Source organism: Sphaerisporangium viridialbum, from assembly GCF_049674955.1.
Classification (GTDB): Bacteria; Actinomycetota; Actinomycetes; order Streptosporangiales; family Streptosporangiaceae; genus Sphaerisporangium; species Sphaerisporangium viridialbum.
Genome location: NZ_CP187232.1, coordinates 8,693,044 through 8,709,402, shown reverse-complemented (window position 1 = coordinate 8,709,402; position 16,359 = coordinate 8,693,044). Strand labels below are relative to the sequence as shown.

Sequence of the window (16,359 nt, the reverse complement as noted above, 5' to 3'; positions counted from 1 at the left end):
ACGCCGCGCTGACCTTCATCACACCCCAACTGTGAAGAGCCTTTTCAGGCGCCCAGACCCACAGAAGCGTCACAAGAGCCGCGTAATCACAGGCTGTTGAGGAAGGCGATGATGGTGTCGGTGGGTTGGTAGCGGCCGGGCGTGGTGCCGGTTGGGGTGGTGCGGGCGAGTGCGCGTTCTTTGAGGGCGAGGTCTGCGTGAACATAGATCTGGGTGGTGGCGACGCTTTCGTGGCCGAGCCAGAGGGCGATGACGGTGGTGTCGACTCCGGCGTGTAGCAGTCGCATGGCTGCGGTGTGGCGGAGTGTGTGCGGGGAGATCTTCTTTTCGGCGAGGGCGGGGCAGGAGAAGGCGGCGGTTGCGGCGTGTTTGGCGACTCGCCGTTCGAAGGCGTCGCGGCTCATGGGTGTGCCGGTCCGGGTGGGGAACAACGGGTCGGTGGGGGGCCCTTCGCGTTCGTTCATCCAGCTTTTCAGCGTGGTGGCGGTGGCGTTGGTGAGGGGGGTGACGCGCTGTTTCCGGCCTTTGCCGGTGCAGCTGACGTGCGCTCCGGTGCCGAGGTGGACGTCGCTGTTGGTCAGAGTGGTGAGTTCGGTGGCGCGCAGGCCGGTTTGGATCGCGAGGGCGAGCAGTGCGTGATCGCGGCGTCCGGTCCACGTGGTCTGGTCGGGGGCTGCGAGCAGGGCGTCGATCTCGGGGTCAGTGAGGTAGGTGACGATGGCGCGGTCGAACCGTTTGGTGGGGATAGCCAGGACGCGCTGGATGACGGCGGAGTCTTCGGGGTGCCGGAGGGCGGCGTAGCGGAACAGGGAGTGGATGGCGGCGAGGCGGGCGTTGCGGGTGCGGGCGCCATTGCCTCGTTCGGTTTCCAGGTGGTCGAGGAACGCGCCGATCACGGGCGCGTCCAGATCGGCGATGCGTAGTTCGGAGGGCGCGTGGCCGGTTCTGGGTTCGGCGAAGGCCAGCAGGAGTTTGAAGGTGTCGCGGTAGGCGGCGATGGTGTGGTCGCTGGCGTGGCGTTGCCGGATCAGCCGGTCGGTGAAGAACGCTTGCAGGGCCGGAGCGAGGGTGCTCATGCGGCGTCTCCGATCGTCAGATGGTGTTCCAGGCGTTCACCGGCCAGGGCGAGGAGTTCTGGAGCCGCCGACAGATACCAGTAGGTGTTCTTCGGGTTGGTGTGTCCCATATAGGTGGAGAGGCGAGGCAGGAGCGCCTGGACGTCGTCGCCACGCCGGTAGGCGTCCAGCAGCGTCGCGACCGCGAAGGAATGCCGAAGATCGTGGATTCTGGGTCGGCAGGACGCGGAGCGGACCGCGATGCCGGCGTCCTGGGTGATCGCCCGGAACGCGCGACGGACCCAGGAGTAGTCCAGCGGGGTGCCGACCGAGGAGACGAACAGCCTGTCGCAGGCTCTGACCGGCAGGAGCCGGTCTCGGGTCCGCTGGTAGTCCAGCAGCGCGTGGAGGCCGGTGGGGTGCAGGGGCAGGAGCCGGGACTTGCCGAACTTGCCGTCCCGGACCGTCAAGATGGCCTGGTCGGAGTCGAGGTCCTGGACTTCCAGGGCGAGCGCTTCACCGATCCGCATCCCGGTGACGGCAAGGGTTCCGATCAGGGCGGGGTAGGTGGCTGCGCTCATGGGGTGGGGCCGGTGAGCGGCTGCCTCCATCAGGGCACCGATCTCGGTTTGCGAATACAAATATGGTGTCGCTCGTGGCTGCTGGTATGCGATCAGGCCCTTCGGCGGGACCTCGTTGCGTGCGTCTCGCGTGTGCAGGTAGGTGGCGAAGGGGCGGACCGCGTTCAGCCTCAGTGCCCACCACCAAGGGTCAGCGCTGGACGGCTCGGTCGCCCAGCCGAGGGCGTGTTCGATGGTGACGGTGTCGGTGTCCCGCTCGTCCAGGTAGTCCAGGAACTGGCCGATGAGCTTCTCCGCCCGCTCCAGTTTGTAACCAAGGGCGCGGCGGACGGCGAGATAGTCGGCGAGGGCTTCGCGCAGGGCGGTCACGCGGCGGCCTCCGATCCGGGCCACGACCGGGCGACCTTGCGCAACCCCGTGATGTCGACCTTCGCGTAGATGGCGGTCGTCGCCGCGTGCTGGTGGCGGAGGACCTGCCCGATCTCGGCGAGCGACCCGCCCGCCTCCAGCATCGCGGTCGCGGCGGTGTGCCGCAGCCGGTGCGCGCGGATGATCCCCAGCCCCGCCTTGCGGGCGGCGAGCGCCGCGACGTTGCTGACGGTGTCCGGGCTCATCGGCCGGAACGGCCCTCTGGCGCAAAGGAACAGCGCCCGCTGATCCGTCTCGGGCCTGCCGTCCTGCAAGTAGGAGACGATCGCACTGCCGACGTCGTCGGGGAGCGGCAACCGCTCGTGCCTGCTGCCTTTGCCGATGATACTGATCTCTCCGCGCCGCCAGTCGACACCCTCCAACCGGAGAGCGGCGACCTCACCGGCCCGCAGGGCCAGACGAGACAACACCGTCAAGATGGCCGCGTTGCGGACTCCGACCGCGGACGCCCTGTCGCAGGTCGCCAGCATGGCAGCGACCTGGTCCCCGGTCAGCGCCTTGGGCAGACCGGCCAGCCTCCGCCCGCTGGCCGTCGGCACCGCGTCAGCGAGCCCGGCGGCGATCGCGCCGTCGATATGCAGAAACCGCAGCAAAGACCGCAACGCGGTCACCGTCGGCGGCAGCGACGCGGGCCGCTCCCGCGACTCACCCACGACGAACGCGGCCACCTCCTCAGCGGTCAAGGACCACAAGTCCAGCTCACCACCCTTGGCGAGCCCCGTCAGGAATCGCCGGACCAGCTGCACCCTGATCTCGACCGTGGACGTCGCCAGCCCCCGCTCACCAGCCAGATAGTCGGCGAAACGCGCGAGCACGACGTCGACCGCGCCAGCGGGCCGAACCACCGGCGATACCCCGGCCACCCCCAACGACCGCAGATACCCCAGAAGCGGCTCCAACGAGCCGATCCTCAACGCGGCCAGATGACCGACGGCATGACGTTCCGCAAGGAACCGCTCCGCCACCTCCACGCTCAGCGCACAGGCCTCCAGCCGCCGGGCCTCCAGCCAACGACTCGCATGCCCCAGCAGCCGGTAGTGATGCAGCACCGTACTGGCCGCATATCCCCCACTCGCCAACTCGACCGCGAAACCCTCGGCATACGGGGCCAACGGCCCCGAAACAGCAACACCCGACAGATCCACCATGCCCATCCCTCCAGTCAAGAATCGAAGAGATAACGCAGGCCAACCCCCGATTATGCCGATATGTGATCAGAGGAACACCTAAAGCGACAGGGCCATCCCGGCCAGTTCCCCATAACGACGAGGTCCTCATAAGTCGCGTTATGCCGATGTCGGCATAAGGGCACGAACCCGCACGTCTGCTGGCCCCGGCTCACCAGGGCGGTGCCCTGGCGCTCCAGCACCCAGGACCGGGTCATGCCCTTGGTGCGGAGGGGGACGACGAGCCGGCCGCCCTCGGCGAGCTGCGCCGGCCACGCCGGGGGGACGTCCCATGACCCGACCGTGACGATGATCGCGTCGAACGTCCGGCCGGGTTCGATTGGGAACTCGGCGTCCTTGGGGATCACGTCTACGTCGGTGTAGCCCGCGTCGGCCAGGCACCGTTTGGCGCGGTCGGTGATCTCAAGGTCGATGTCGACCGAGGTCACCAAGCCGGTCGGTCCGACGACCTCCCGGATCAGCGCCGCGTTGTAACCCCCGCTGCCGATCTCCAGCACCCGGTCGCCGGGCTTGAGCTCGGCCTGGCCCAGCATCATCGCCTGGAGCCACGGGGCCGACACCGAGCTGACGGAGATTCCCCGCTCGTCGCGTTTGGTGATGATCGCGGTGTCTTCGTAGGCGGCCTCAAGTTCGGCGTCGCCCGTGAACAGGTGACGGGGGACCGTCCGCAGCGCCCTGTCGATCTCGGCCGGTAGCACCAAGCCCAGCGCCTGGTGCCGGGCCGCGACCTGTTCGGCCAGCGCGCCGCGAAGCTCATCGGCGCTCATCGTGTCCAACATGGTGCCTTCTTTCTGGCCAGGCCGCCGCCGCAGCCCCCCAAAGGCGCCACCGGGGGATCCGGTGACGGGATGAAACTCGACGGCCAGCCCAAAGCCGGATGTATGTGGTCGATCACTGCAGGCCTTGCTGGCTGGCGTTAACCTTCCACCTTCGCGGCTGACTCTCCGCCACGGCACGCAGGTGTGAGGTGTGCCCCCTTCTGGGGCTCGGACTGACGGCACGGCACTTCAGCGGCCCGCCCGGGCGTCACGTCGAACTCGCCGCGCTCGACACCCCGGACGAACGCCCGGAATCTCCTCAGGGGCGAACTCCAGGACGGGGCCTTTCACACCCCCGGAACGCCCGGGGGGCGCCTTTCGGTAAGAACCGGTCTCCATCTGACCTCCAAGCGTTACTATGCGGATCGCTGTTCCTCGGATGTCGCCACGGGCGACGTCAACCCGGGCCGGGTCAAGGGGCGGTGCGATTCCCCTGGCCCTGCTTCGCGCCTTGCTCACTGACAGTGAAGGGCCGCGACGCTGCGTTCGCAATAGGTCGGGGTATTGAATCGAATTGAATTTGAGCGCATGGTGGGAGCCGTACAGCTCTGGGTCCAGATGCTCGCTGGCGAGGGTGGGCGAAGAGTGCCACGTAAGCGGCAACATCCGATCGTGAACACCGGCCTGGCTGACGCCATCGGGCAGGCCGGGTGGAGCATGGCCGCCGTAGCGCGGGCGGTGAACGAGGCAGGCCGAGAGTCCGGGCGGCCTCTGCTCCACGGCGCCACCGCGGTGGCACACTGGCTGACAGGGGCGGTACCCCGATCCGACACGGTCCTAGCCGCAACGCAGGCGTTCACGCGCAGGCTCGGCCGGGACGTGTCGGCGGCCGATCTGGGCTGGCCATGCACCAGCCTGGATCCGGTTGACCCCTGGGAGGGGGATCCCGTCGCGGTGCTGGCCGCTCTCGGGGAGGACGACATGCTGAATCGCCGTACGGCGTTGACGGCCGGCCTGTACTCGCTCGCCGCCCTCGGACTCCCCGAAAGCCCAGCGTGGGCCGGGGAACGCGCCGGCGCCACCCGCCGGGCAGGGCCGGGGGATGTCGACCGCATCCGTGAGATGACCCGCCGCCTGGCTGACGCAGACGAACTGTATGGCGGCGGACACGCCCGAGCGGCGGTCGCCGCCTACCTGACCCACGAGGTGACGCCTCTGCTGAGGGGCGCCACGGGCAAGGCCCGGCCTGATCTGTTCCGCGCAGCCGCCGAGGTGGCGTATCTGGCGGGGTGGATGGCTGCGGACGCGGGTGCGGCCGGGCTCGCTCAGCGGTACTACGTGCAGGCGGTACGCCTGGGCGAGGAAGCCGCGGACCCGCTGGTCCGGGCGGCCGGGTTGCGGTCCATGGCGGTGCAGGCGGTCGAGTTCGGCCACGCCACCCAGGGACTGGCCCTGGCGGACGCCGCCGCAGCGGGGCTCCGTCAAGGCTGCCCGGCTCGGACCCGCGCGTGGATCACCGGGATGCGGGCCGAAGCCAACGCCGCTGCGGGGAACCGTTGCCAGGCGCGGAATCTGCTCCGGCTCGCCGAGAGGGACCTTGAGCGGGCGGACTCGATCCCTGAGTCCCAATGGGCGGGGGCCTACCGCCGGGAGTCCCTGGAGCACCAGGCAGGTCTCACCCTGACAGCGCTGGGCGATCTCCCCTCGGCCGAGGGGCATCTCGCCGCGTCGGCGGGATCGCGTCGCACGGTCGAGCGGCGGGCCCGTACGCTGATCGGTGCTCGCTTGGCGAACGTCCAACTCCAGCGCGGTGAGCCTGAGGCCGCGGCGGTGACTGTGCTCGGCCTACGCGATGACCTAGTCTCGGTGTCCTCGGCCCGGGTGACGGGGCATCTGCGGGCGCTGCGCGCCGCGTGGGTGCCGTACCGGGCCGAACCGCAGGTAGGCGACGCGGACCGGTTTCTCGCGACGCTGTAGTGCCAGGTGTAGCCGTCCCGGGCAGCGGTCTTCTTGATCCATGTGAAGAGGTCCTGGGTAGCGTCCGCACCGTCGCTGCGAAAGATGATCTTCCGCCGGTAGCGGGCCGGAAGCTGGGCGACTGGCCGCGTGCGCCGGATTCCTCGGCCAGCAGGCGTAGCAGGGGCACTCCGGCTGCGGGTAGTGAGGGACGTGACCTCGCCATGCTCGATCTGTGAGACACGGGCAACGCTCACACCCATGGCGCTGGCGACGTCCTTCTGTCCGTGTCCAAGTTGCTTGCCTCGGCAAGCTGATGGCCGCGCGCGTCGGCGAGGAGCTTTCTCATGCCCTCCTCGATCACGGAAGGGGAGACGCCGGCCTCATGCAGTTCCTGCTCCAGGTCGGCCCAGTCCCTCGGCGTCCTCGGCATGTTCACTCCTCTTCGTCGCCGGTGTAGTCGGTGGGCCGCGCCTTGCTGCTCGGACATCCCGCCCGGGCCAGGCTAGGCAGGAAGGTCAGGTCGGCTCGGGACGTGGGTCAGCTCAGGAAGGGGGAGATCGCGATCCAGCCGGGGTCGGCGGCCAGCTCGACGCCGGGCGATCCTTCCTTCCAGCTCGCGGCCAGCTCCCCGATCCGCGTCGCCGCGTCGCTCGACGGGTCGGCGTAGACGTGGAGCACGCGGGTGGCTTCCGAGCTCACGTGGACGGCGAGCACGGCGGTGCCGCCGAGCCGGTCGACACGCTCGGCCAGCCGCTCCTCGAACTCGCGGAGCGCGGCGGCCGACCCCCCGGTGGGCAGCCCGTCGTCGCCGGCCTCCGCGTAAGGAAGCGTGATCGCGATGTGCTGGTCGAACAGCGGGTGGTCGACCGGGCGCAGGGGATAGCGCGCGGTGGCGATCAGGCGCGCTCCGCCGGCCGTCTGGCCCTCCATGAGCGCCCACTGGCCCTGTGGGTACTCGGAGGCGAGGTCGGCCACCACGGCGGGGAGGTGCACGGCGGGCACGGCGTCGAGGGGCTGGAAGGTGGCGGCGACGATGTCGCCCACCCAGCGGGCCACCTCGTCCTCCCCGAGCAGCCAGTCGAGGGCGAGCACGGCCGCCTCGGTGCGGGTCTCGTCCACCAGGTCAGGAAATATCGGGTGATAGGCGGTGACGTCGATGCGGGGCGTGCCGTTGGGCACCCGCAGCCCGAGCACGAGCTTGTCGAGCGCGAACTCGCGCCCGCCCACATCGAGGGTCAGGTCGGTGGCGCCGGGGTTGGCCTGCCGGGACGGATGGAACTCCCACACAGCGTCGGCCCGAGGCGCGGCGAGCGCCCAGCGGTGGGCCAGCGGCCTGAGCTCGGGATTGCCGGCCGCCGAGACGACCAGGGCCTGCCGCGCGGCGCCGCCGGGCGCGATGTCCCACACCAGGCCCGGATCGAGGGCGTCGACGGCCGGGGCGAGCTCCTCGGCGAGCCCCGTGGTGTCGCCCGCCTCCAGCAGGGCGTCGATCCTCGGCCGGGCCTCTGCCCACCACGCCCAGAAGCCGGCGATCACCTGGTCCGGCTCACCCGGCTCGCTTCTCCGCCCGAACAGTCGCATGGCACTCGATCCTCCCAGGTGTCCGGCGCCTGTGCCAACGCCGACCGGCTCCCGGCGGGCGGGGATCTCCCGCACGCCCGCCGGTACCGCCGGGCGGGGTAACCTCGACAGTGTTATGAGTCTTCGTGTGCTTGCCGCCATGTCCGGCGGCGTCGACTCCGCGGTGGCGGCCGCCCGCATCGCCGAGGCCGGCCATGACGTCACGGGCGTCCACCTCGCGCTGTCCGCCAACCCGCAGTCCTACCGCACCGGCGCGCGGGGCTGCTGCACGCTGGAGGACTCCAGGGACGCCCGCCGCGCCGCCGACGTGATCGGCATCCCCTTCTACGTCTGGGACATGGCCGAGCGGTTCCACCGCGACGTCGTCGAGGACTTCGTCAACGAGTACGCCGCGGGCCGCACGCCCAACCCGTGCCTGCGCTGCAACGAGAAGATCAAGTTCGAGGCCGTGCTCGACCGGGCGCTGGCGCTCGGGTTCGACGCGGTGGCGACCGGCCACCACGCCCGGCTCGAAGGCGGCGTGCTGCGCAGGAGCGTCGACCCCGGCAAGGACCAGTCGTACGTCCTCGGGGTGCTCACCCGCGAGCAGCTCTCCCACGCGATCTTCCCGCTGGGCGGCTCCACGAAGGCCGAGGTCCGCGAGGAGGCCGCCGCCCGAGGTCTCGCGGTGGCCGACAAGCCCGACAGCCACGACATCTGCTTCATCGCCGACGGCGACACCCGCGGCTTCCTGGCCGAGCGGCTGGGCGCAGAGCAGGGCCCGATCGTCGACGAGACCGGCGCCGTCGTCGGCACCCACGCCGGGGCCTTCGGCTTCACCGTCGGCCAGCGCAAGGGCCTGCACATCGACCGGCCCACCTCCGACGGCCGCCCGCGTTACGTGCTGTCCATCGAGCCGGTGTCCAACACCGTGACGGTGGGCCCGCGCTCGTCCCTGGCGGTCAGCTCCATCGTGGCCGAGCGTCCCGTCTGGAACGGCCCGGCAGGCGAGCCGTACGAGCCGATGGCGTGCCACGTGCAGCTCCGGGCGCACGGCGAGGTGTACGGCTGCCGCGCCCAGCTCTCCGGCGGCGTGGTCCACATCGAGCTCGACAGCCCGGCCACCGGGGTGGCGGCGGGCCAGGCGGCCGTCCTCTACAGCGGGGACACCGTCCTCGGCTCCGCCACCATCGCCTCGTCCTCCTGACCTGGGGTCAACCGCCCAGGATCACGCTCTCGCCCGTCCTCAGGCGGCGGAAGTCGCCTCCCTGCGCCTTGCCGCGGCGGTCGAGGATGCCGTCGACCAGCATCAGCCCGATGTCGTTGTACAGGCCGTCGTGGATGGAGTAGGCGCGCTTGGGCGCCACCTCCAGCAGGTAGTCCACCATCTCGGGGGCCTTCATCCACGGGCCGCTGGTCGGCGTGAGCAGTGTGCCCACGGGCTGTCCCGGCACGGTGAACGCGTCGCCCGGGTGGAACACCTCGCCGTCGACCAGGAAGCCGACGTTCTGCACGACGGGCACGTCGAAGGCGATCACCGCGTGGTCCCGGCCGATCACCCCGACCTCGAAGCCCGCGGCCGTGAACGAGTCGCCGTCCCCGATGACGCCGACCTTGGCGTTCAGGCCCTCGAGCTGCTTGGCGACGGCCGCGCAGGTCCAGATCGGCACGCTGGGACCGAGGGCGGCGAGGCGCTTGACCTCCAGATGGTCGAAGTGCTCGTGGGTGATGAGAACGGCGTCCGCCCCGTCGAGCGCGGACTCCTCGGTGAGGCCACCCGGGTCGATGACGAGGGTGGCCCCGTCCTTCTCCAGTCGCACGCACGCGTGGCCGTGTTTGGTGAGCTTCATCTGTCCATCATGGCCCTCGCCTCGTCCGCCGATGGACCGGAGGGCCTGAAGCGGCGACCACGCTCCAGGCCCTCTTGTGAACGGATCACCGGCTCCCGGGCATCAGGTCCCGGTCCCCGGGTCGCCTCAGACGGAGACGCAGATGCCGGGCGGGTCGATGTAGATGCCGACGTCCACCCTGACCTGGCCACCGCTCAGCTTGTCGAGCTCGTTCTCGTCGAGCACCTGCCCGATGTTCTCCGGGTTGCTCACGCTGCCCCTCCTTTCGTTGCCGTTGGGAACGCCCCAACAGTCACTAGAGATATGAGGCCGCGCTTGGAATCGGCTTGGATCAGGCTGAACGGTTTCATGTCGCCCTCCCGGCCCCCGCGAGGCTCTGGCCCTCGACCAGGGTCACGTACTCGCCTCCGAGCGCCATGAGGTCCTCGTGCCGGCCGCGCTCGACGATCCGTCCCTCGCGCAGGACGAGGATCACGTCGGCGTCCCTGATCGTGCTGAGCCGATGGGCGATCACGATGCGCGTCTGCCGCAGCCCGGACAGCCGGGCCTCGATGCCGGCCTCGGTGGCCGTGTCGAGGTGGCTGGTGGCCTCGTCCAGAACCAGCATCCGAGGCTCGGTGAGCAGCGCCCTGGCCAGGGCGAGCCGCTGGCGCTGGCCTCCGGACAGGCCGTGGCCCTCCGACAGCGGCGTCTCGTACCCAAGGGGCAGGTGCGCGACGTCCTCATCCACGCAGGCCAGCCGGGCGGCGGCCATCACCCGCTCCAGCGGGGCCGACGGGTCCCCGAGGGCGATGTTCTCCCCGATCGTGCCGGTGAACAGCGCGGGCTCCTGGGTGACGACCCCGAAACGGCGCCGCAGCCCGGGCATGTCCGCCGCCGCCACGGGCACGCCGTCGTAGCGCACCTCGCCCTCCTCGGCCGTGTACAACCCGAGCAGGATCCTCGCGAGGGTGCTCTTCCCCGAGCCCGAGCGGCCGACCAGGGCGATCTTCTGGCCCGGCTCGGCCCTGAGCGAGACGTCGCGGAGGGTCCAGGCGCCTCTCCGGTCGTACCGGAAGCCGACTCCGCGCAGCTCGACGCCTCCCCGCAGGCCCGCAGGCCACGCCGCGACCGCGTCCCGCCCGGTCGCCCCCGTCTCGCTCTCCGGGTCGCTGTCCAGGATGTCGGCCAGCCTGCCGATCGCCGCTCCGGCGACCTGCAGCCGTTGCAGGGCGCTCATCAGCGAGTTCAGCGGGGTGACGGTGGCGAGCGCGATGGCGTTGAGCGCGAGCAGCGTGCCGAGGGTCATGCTGTGGTCGATCACCCGCCAGGCTCCCACCCAGAGCAGGGCCATGGGCGTCACCAGGTGGATGGCGTTCTGCACGGCCGCCATGCCGCCGATCGCCGTCGTGCTCCTCGCTCCGGCGGCCAGCTGCGCCGTGAGGAGCGTGGACCACCGGTCCATCACCCGGGACTCGGCGCTCATGGCCTTGAGCGACTCGATCCCCTTGATGCACTCGATGAGCCGCCCCTGGGCGTCGGCCTGGGTGGCGAGCTGCCGCTGCATGAGCGCGGCCGTACGGCGCCTGTTGCCGAACAGCAGCACGGCGTGCGCGGCCACGGCGGCGAGCAGGCACCCGCCCAGCACGGGATCGCCCACGGTCACGAGCGCGACGTACACCAGCGTGAGCGGCCCGTCCAGCATCGCCGGGAGCACCTGGCCGGTCGCCAGCTCCCGGATCGCCGTGACGCCCTGGATCCGGGTCACCAGGTCGCCGGTGCCCCGCTGGGCGAAGAAGCGGTACGGCAGGGCGAACAGGTGCCGCACCACCTCCGTGGTCAGGTCGCGGTCGGCCCTGACCTGGAGCGCCGTGAGCATCCTGACGCGCAGGTAGCTCAGCAGCAACTGGGTCGCCGCCGCGACGGCGATGCCCGCCCCGACGAGGGGCAGGAGTCCTGTGCCGCCCGAGGGCAGGATCCGGTCGACGATCACTCCGGAGGACAGCGGCAGCACGAGGCCGAGAGCCTGGAGCACCAGCGACGCCAGCAGGACCAGGGCGACCAGGCCGCGCGAGCGCCGCAGGACGTCCGCGGGCATCCTGCGCCGCCATGGGCGGGTGGGGAGGTCGAGGCGCCGGGGACGGAAGGCGGGGCCGGGCGTGGGCACGATCACGACCCCGTTGAACCCGGCGGTGAACTCGGCGGCCGTCAGCCGCAGGCGGCCCCGGGCCGGATCCACGATCGTCACGTGGCCGCGCCCGGCCCGCTCGACGACCACGAAGTGCGCGGGATTCCAGTGGGCGATGGCGGGGAGGGTCACCTCTCCTATGCGCTCGGGCGCGATCCTGAGCGCGACCGTGTCCATGCCGTACTCCCTGGCCACCGCCACCAGGGCTTTCGCGGTCAGCCCGTCGCGCGAGACGCCGGCCCTCTCGGTCACCTCGCGGGTCGTCGTGCGCAGGCCGTAGTGGTCCAGCACCATGGTCAGGCAGGCGGGGCCGCAGTCGGTCAGCATGTTCTGCCGCACGACGCGCATACGGCGGCTCACGTGGGCTCCCTCTCGTCGTCGTGACAGGTGCCGGTGGCCCGCGGCAGCGGCTTTCCGTCGCTGGCGGGAACCCCGGCAACGACCAGAGATAGGCGGGTGTTCTTGGAATCGGCTTGCAGGGCGCTGCGCCTGGCGGATGGTCTCCCGTGCGGCCTGCCCTCGAAGCGCTTCTAAGCTTGCGGTTTGTGAGCGAGTTTCCGTGGAACGCGGCGAGTGCCACCGGGGTGGGTTCCCACCCGGGTGATGACCATGTGGAGGCATTGCGCATGGTGTTCGGGGAGCTTCCCGACCTGCCGTATCTCCCGGAGCTGCCTGACCGGGGAGTTGGCGCGGACATGGTCGGGCGCACCGCGTCCCTGCTCGTGGAGCTTCCGGTTGAGGTGCAGCCGTCCGGCTGGCGCTTCGCCGACCGTCCCGGGCGAGACTTCCGCCGTGCCAGGGACCACCTGACCCGCGACCTGGACGTCCTGGAGGAGGTCGCGCAGGGGTACGAGGGACCGTTCAAGATCCAGGTGTGCGGGCCGTGGACCCTCGCGGGCGCCATCGAGCTGCGCTACGGCGACAAGACGCTCGCCGACCCCGGAGCGGTGCGCGACCTGACCGACTCGCTGGCCGAGGGCCTGGCCGCGCACGTCGCGGCGGTGCGCGCCCGAGTGCCGGGCGCGCAGGTCGTGGTGCAGGTGGACGAGCCGGGCCTGCCGGGGGTGCTCGCCGGCACCGTGCCGACCGCCTCGGGGTTCGGCAGGCTCGCCGCCGTCGAGGCGCCGGTCGCCGCCGAGCGGCTCCGCGCCGTGCTGCCCTCCGGCGCCTTCACCGTCGTGCACTGCTGCGCGCCCGACCTGCCCTTCGGCGTGCTCCGCACGGCCGGGTTCGGCGGCATCTCGCTGGACGCGCGGTTCCTGCGCCGCCGGGACGAGGACCGTCTCGGCGAGGCGATCGAGGCCGGCACGGCGTTCTTCCTCGGCGTCGTCCCCGGCACGGACACCAAGCTCGCGGACGTCGACGTGATCGCCAGGCCCGCCGTCGAGCTGTGGAGCAGGCTCGGCTTCGACCCCTCGCGGCTCGCCGAGCAGGTCGTGCTCACCCCGTCGTGCGGGCTCGCCGGAGCCTCTCCCGCGTACGCGCGGGCCGCGCTCGCCCGCTGCCGGGAGGCGGCACGCGTGCTGCGGGACGACCCCGACGACCGCGGCGGGGAGGAGCGCGGCCGATAGTGGCTTCCGTGCAAGTCCGCTGCAAGGACGCTGCTCTATCTCTTGAGGTGGTAACCGACCACATGTTCAGGAGAGAAAGTCATGCGTACCGGTCTTCGCGCACTGCTCGGGCTCACCGCCGCCGCCGCTCTGGGCCTCGGCCTGCCCGCCGCCGCGGCGGCCTCGGCGGGCGCTTCCACCACGACCCGGGCATCCGCCGCCGAATCATGGTCCTGGGGCCCCACCGCCTCGTCCGATCACAAGGGATGGGCGGGCGGCAAGATCCGTTCGACCAGTTCCGGCCTGCGGATCACCGGTGACCTGTACGACGCGGGCGGCGCGCGCACGTGCTCGTGGCTGAAGATCAAGTGGCTGACGGACAAGGGGAAGTACCGCACCGCCACCTTCAAGAACTGCTCGCAGTCACGGACCCTGTCGTTCCGCGTGAACGCCGGGTACATGCTGAGCTCCACGGCCAAGGTCTGCCGGGGCACGTCCAAGAAGATCACCGGCAAGTGCTCCCAGTGGGAAGGCGTCTGGGCCCAGGGCGGCTGACCTCCGGCCGGGACGCTCCGCTCACGCCGGCCGCCGTCACGAGATGACCGTTCCCCGCGGGGACGGTCACCCTCGCGAGGGTGGTCGGCGTTTCGCGTGTTCTGTCCCATGAGAGCGATACGCGGGATGTTGACGGCGACGGTCCTTTTCGTACAGAAATGTCGGTGCTGGATGGCATGGTGGAAGTAACGATTCCCCAGGTAGACCGCATTTGCGGAGGCGCGAGCACTCGTCGCTGGCCGTAGCGTTCTCCTTGGGTTCGACTGATGAGGGGAGAACGGGCATGGCTGCGGAGGTCGAGGGCGTGCCGGTGGGGGCACTGGAGCGCCACGCCGAGCTGGCGGAGCTGGCCGACGACGCCAACTGGCGCTATTACGTGCTCGACGCGCCCACGGTGAGCGACGGCGAGTACGACGCCTGGATGCGCGAGCTGCGCGAGCTGGAGGAGGCGCATCCGAGTCTGCGCACTCCCGACTCGCCGACGCAGAAGGTCGGCGCGCCGATCTCCACCGAGTTCACCCCCGTGCAGCACCTCCGGCGGCTCGAAAGCCTCGACAACGCCTTCAACGACGCCGACCTCGCGGGCTGGCAGGCCCGAGCCGAGCGGCTCGTCGAGACCGATCCCGGGCCCTACCTGTGCGAGCTGAAGATCGACGGCCTGGCCATCGCCCTGGTGTACGAGAAGGGCAGGCTGGTCAGGGGCGCCACGCGCGGCGACGGGCGCATGGGCGACGACGTGACCGCCAACGTCCGCACGATCGCCAACATCCCCCACCGGCTCACCGGTGACGACGTGCCCGACCTACTGGAGGTCAGGGGCGAGGTCTACCTCTCGGTCGAGGGCTTCGAGAAGCTCAACGAGCAGCTCGTGGCGGCGGGCAAGGCCCCGTTCGCCAACCCCCGCAACTCGGCGGCCGGGTCGCTGCGCCAGAAGGACCCGCGCATCACCGCCCAGCGCGCGCTCGGCATGATCGCGCACGGCGTCGGCACCTGGGAGGGCGCCCCGCTGCCCGAGACCCAGTCGGGCGTCTACGAGCGGCTGAAGGCGTTCGGGCTGCCGGTCAGCGACCTCTACAGGGTCGTCGGGAGCCTCACCGAGATCGACGAGTTCATCGAGCTCTACCGGCAGCACCGCCACGACACCGCGTACGAGATCGACGGCGTCGTGGTGAAGCTCGACCGGATCGAGCTGCAGCGGCAGCTCGGCTCCACCTCCCGCGCGCCCCGGTGGGCCATCGCGTTCAAGTACCCGCCCGAGGAGGTCAACACCAAGCTCCTCGACATCCAGGTGGGCGTCGGCCGCACGGGCCGCGTGACCCCGTACGGCGTGATGGACCCCGTCGTCGTCGCCGGGTCCACCGTGGAGCGGGCCACCCTGCACAACTCCTCGGAGGTCGCGCGCAAGGGCGTGCTCATCGGCGACACCGTGGTGCTGCGCAAGGCGGGCGACGTGATCCCCGAGATCGTCGGGCCGGTGGCCGCCCTGCGAGACGGGGGCGAGCGCGAGTTCGTCATGCCCACCCACTGCCCTGAGTGCGGCACCGAGCTGCGGCGCATGAAGGAGGCGGACGTCGACATCCGCTGCCCGAACGCCCGCTCCTGCCCGGCGCAGCTGCGTGAGCGCATCTTCTTCGCGGCGGGCCGGGGAGCGTTCGACGTCGAGGGCCTCGGCTACGTCGCGGCGACCGCGCTGACGGCCCCGCTGGATCAGGAGCCCCCGGTCCGCACCGAGGCCGACCTTTTCGACCTGACGATCGACCGGCTGCTGCCGATCAAGTCCGTCGTGCGCGACCAGGACACCGGCCTGCCCAAGACCGACCCGGAGACCGGAGAGCCGAAGGTCGTCACGTTCTTCGCCAACATGAGCGGCGAGCCGAGCAAGAACGCCGAGCACATGATGGAGGAGCTGGAGCGGGCCAAGTCCCAGCCGCTCTGGCGGGTGCTGGTCGCCCTGTCCATCCGGCACGTCGGCCCGACGGCGGCGCAGGCCCTGGCCTCGGCGTTCCTGTCCCTCGACCGCATCTTCGGCTCCTCGGTCGAGGAACTGGCCGTCGTGGAGGGGGTCGGCCCGACCATCGCCGCGTCCATCCACGAGTGGTACGCCGAAGACTGGCACCGCGAGATCGTCGAGCGCTGGCGCCGCGCCGGGGTGCGCATGGAGGACGAGCCCCCGGCCGGGCAGGGCCCGCAGACCCTCGCCGGCCTGACCCTCGTGGTGACCGGCACGCTTGAGGGCTTCACCAGGGACGAGGCGGGGGAGGCCATCCAGAGCCGCGGCGGGAAGGTGACCGGCTCGGTGTCGAAGAAGACCGCCTTCGTGGTCGCCGGCGAGAACGCGGGCTCGAAGTACGACAAGGCGCTGAAGCTCGGCGTCCCCATCCTGGACGAAGCGGGCTTCCACACCCTCCTCGACCAGGGCCCCGAGGCCGTCACCCCGGCAGAAGAGGCCCCCGCCGAGCCCGGGAGCGGGGCCGCCGAGTCCGGGAGCGGGACCGACGGGGCCGCGGGCGAGACGGCCGGGTCCGGGGGTGGGACCGCCATCGTCGAAGGTGACTCCGCCGAGCCCGAGAAGGTGCCCGCCGAGCCGGGAGGATCTTCGCCCGAGCCCGCCTAGCGGGACCCGTCATGGCGTCCATCCGGGCTTGATCCGCGCGTTTCCGGGCCTAGACGGATATTTCATGAAAATTTTGTCATCCGTGATCGTCGCT

General features: G+C 70.8%; 13 protein-coding genes. 5 read left to right on the top strand and 8 right to left on the bottom strand.

Annotation, left to right across the window (positions count from 1 at the left end; translation table 11 throughout):
• Positions 1-86 precede the first annotated feature (86 nt).
• Genes ACOZ38_RS39190 through ACOZ38_RS39175 form a run of 4 tightly spaced genes read right to left on the bottom strand, consistent with a single transcriptional unit; the run spans position 87 to position 4,031 of the window.
• Positions 87-1,076 (bottom strand): tyrosine-type recombinase/integrase, encoded by a 990-nt coding sequence (locus tag ACOZ38_RS39190; RefSeq protein WP_424533564.1) that lies wholly within the window; start codon positions 1,074-1,076, stop codon positions 87-89.
• Complete coding sequence (locus ACOZ38_RS39185) at positions 1,073-2,029, bottom strand: tyrosine-type recombinase/integrase (protein ID WP_424533565.1); 957 nt, start codon at positions 2,027-2,029, stop codon at positions 1,073-1,075. The genes ACOZ38_RS39190 and ACOZ38_RS39185 overlap by 4 nt, the downstream gene beginning before the upstream one ends.
• Positions 2,002-3,213, bottom strand: coding sequence for a tyrosine-type recombinase/integrase (locus ACOZ38_RS39180; protein WP_424533566.1), 1,212 nt, complete (start codon positions 3,211-3,213; stop codon positions 2,002-2,004). The genes ACOZ38_RS39185 and ACOZ38_RS39180 overlap by 28 nt, the downstream gene beginning before the upstream one ends.
• Before the next feature lie 50 nt (positions 3,214-3,263).
• Positions 3,264-4,031, bottom strand: a complete 768-nt coding sequence (locus ACOZ38_RS39175; protein WP_424535974.1) for a hypothetical protein — start codon at positions 4,029-4,031, stop codon at positions 3,264-3,266.
• Positions 4,032-4,682: 651 nt separating this feature from the next.
• Between ACOZ38_RS39175 and ACOZ38_RS39170 the strand changes: the two genes are divergently transcribed.
• A complete protein-coding gene (locus tag ACOZ38_RS39170; protein WP_424535973.1) occupies positions 4,683-5,987 on the top strand; it encodes a hypothetical protein in 1,305 nt (434 codons plus the stop codon).
• A gap of 519 nt (positions 5,988-6,506) precedes the next feature.
• Here ACOZ38_RS39170 and ACOZ38_RS39165 read toward each other — a convergent pair.
• On the bottom strand, positions 6,507-7,550 hold the full coding sequence (locus ACOZ38_RS39165; RefSeq protein WP_424535972.1) for a DUF695 domain-containing protein: 1,044 nt from the start codon (positions 7,548-7,550) through the stop codon (positions 6,507-6,509).
• A 115-nt stretch (positions 7,551-7,665) separates the two neighbouring features.
• On the opposite strand from ACOZ38_RS39165, the gene mnmA reads away from it, so the two are divergent.
• Entirely contained in the window at positions 7,666-8,736 is a 1,071-nt protein-coding gene (mnmA, locus tag ACOZ38_RS39160; protein ID WP_405141222.1) for a tRNA 2-thiouridine(34) synthase MnmA, read from the top strand.
• Positions 8,737-8,743: 7 nt separating this feature from the next.
• Here mnmA and ACOZ38_RS39155 read toward each other — a convergent pair whose 3' ends face one another.
• From ACOZ38_RS39155 to ACOZ38_RS39145, 3 genes are all read right to left on the bottom strand, one after another.
• On the bottom strand, positions 8,744-9,379 hold the full coding sequence (locus ACOZ38_RS39155; RefSeq protein ID WP_424535971.1) for an MBL fold metallo-hydrolase: 636 nt from the start codon (positions 9,377-9,379) through the stop codon (positions 8,744-8,746).
• A 126-nt stretch (positions 9,380-9,505) separates the two neighbouring features.
• Positions 9,506-9,631 carry a hypothetical protein gene (locus ACOZ38_RS39150; protein ID WP_405141219.1) on the bottom strand — a complete coding sequence of 42 codons (126 nt, stop codon included), beginning with the start codon at positions 9,629-9,631 and terminating at the stop codon, positions 9,506-9,508.
• Positions 9,632-9,725: 94 nt separating this feature from the next.
• Positions 9,726-11,906 carry a peptidase domain-containing ABC transporter gene (locus tag ACOZ38_RS39145; RefSeq protein ID WP_424535970.1) on the bottom strand — a complete coding sequence of 727 codons (2,181 nt, stop codon included), beginning with the start codon at positions 11,904-11,906 and terminating at the stop codon, positions 9,726-9,728.
• A 185-nt stretch (positions 11,907-12,091) separates the two neighbouring features.
• Between ACOZ38_RS39145 and ACOZ38_RS39140 the strand changes: the two genes are divergently transcribed.
• From ACOZ38_RS39140 to ligA, 3 genes are all read left to right on the top strand, one after another.
• Complete coding sequence (locus ACOZ38_RS39140; protein WP_424535969.1) at positions 12,092-13,117, top strand: methionine synthase; 1,026 nt, start codon at positions 12,092-12,094, stop codon at positions 13,115-13,117.
• An 81-nt stretch (positions 13,118-13,198) separates the two neighbouring features.
• Positions 13,199-13,651 carry a hypothetical protein gene (locus ACOZ38_RS39135; RefSeq protein WP_424535968.1) on the top strand — a complete coding sequence of 151 codons (453 nt, stop codon included), beginning with the start codon at positions 13,199-13,201 and terminating at the stop codon, positions 13,649-13,651.
• Between the two features lie 283 nt (positions 13,652-13,934).
• Entirely contained in the window at positions 13,935-16,265 is a 2,331-nt protein-coding gene (gene ligA / locus ACOZ38_RS39130) for an NAD-dependent DNA ligase LigA (protein WP_424535967.1), read from the top strand.
• Positions 16,266-16,359 lie beyond the last annotated feature (94 nt).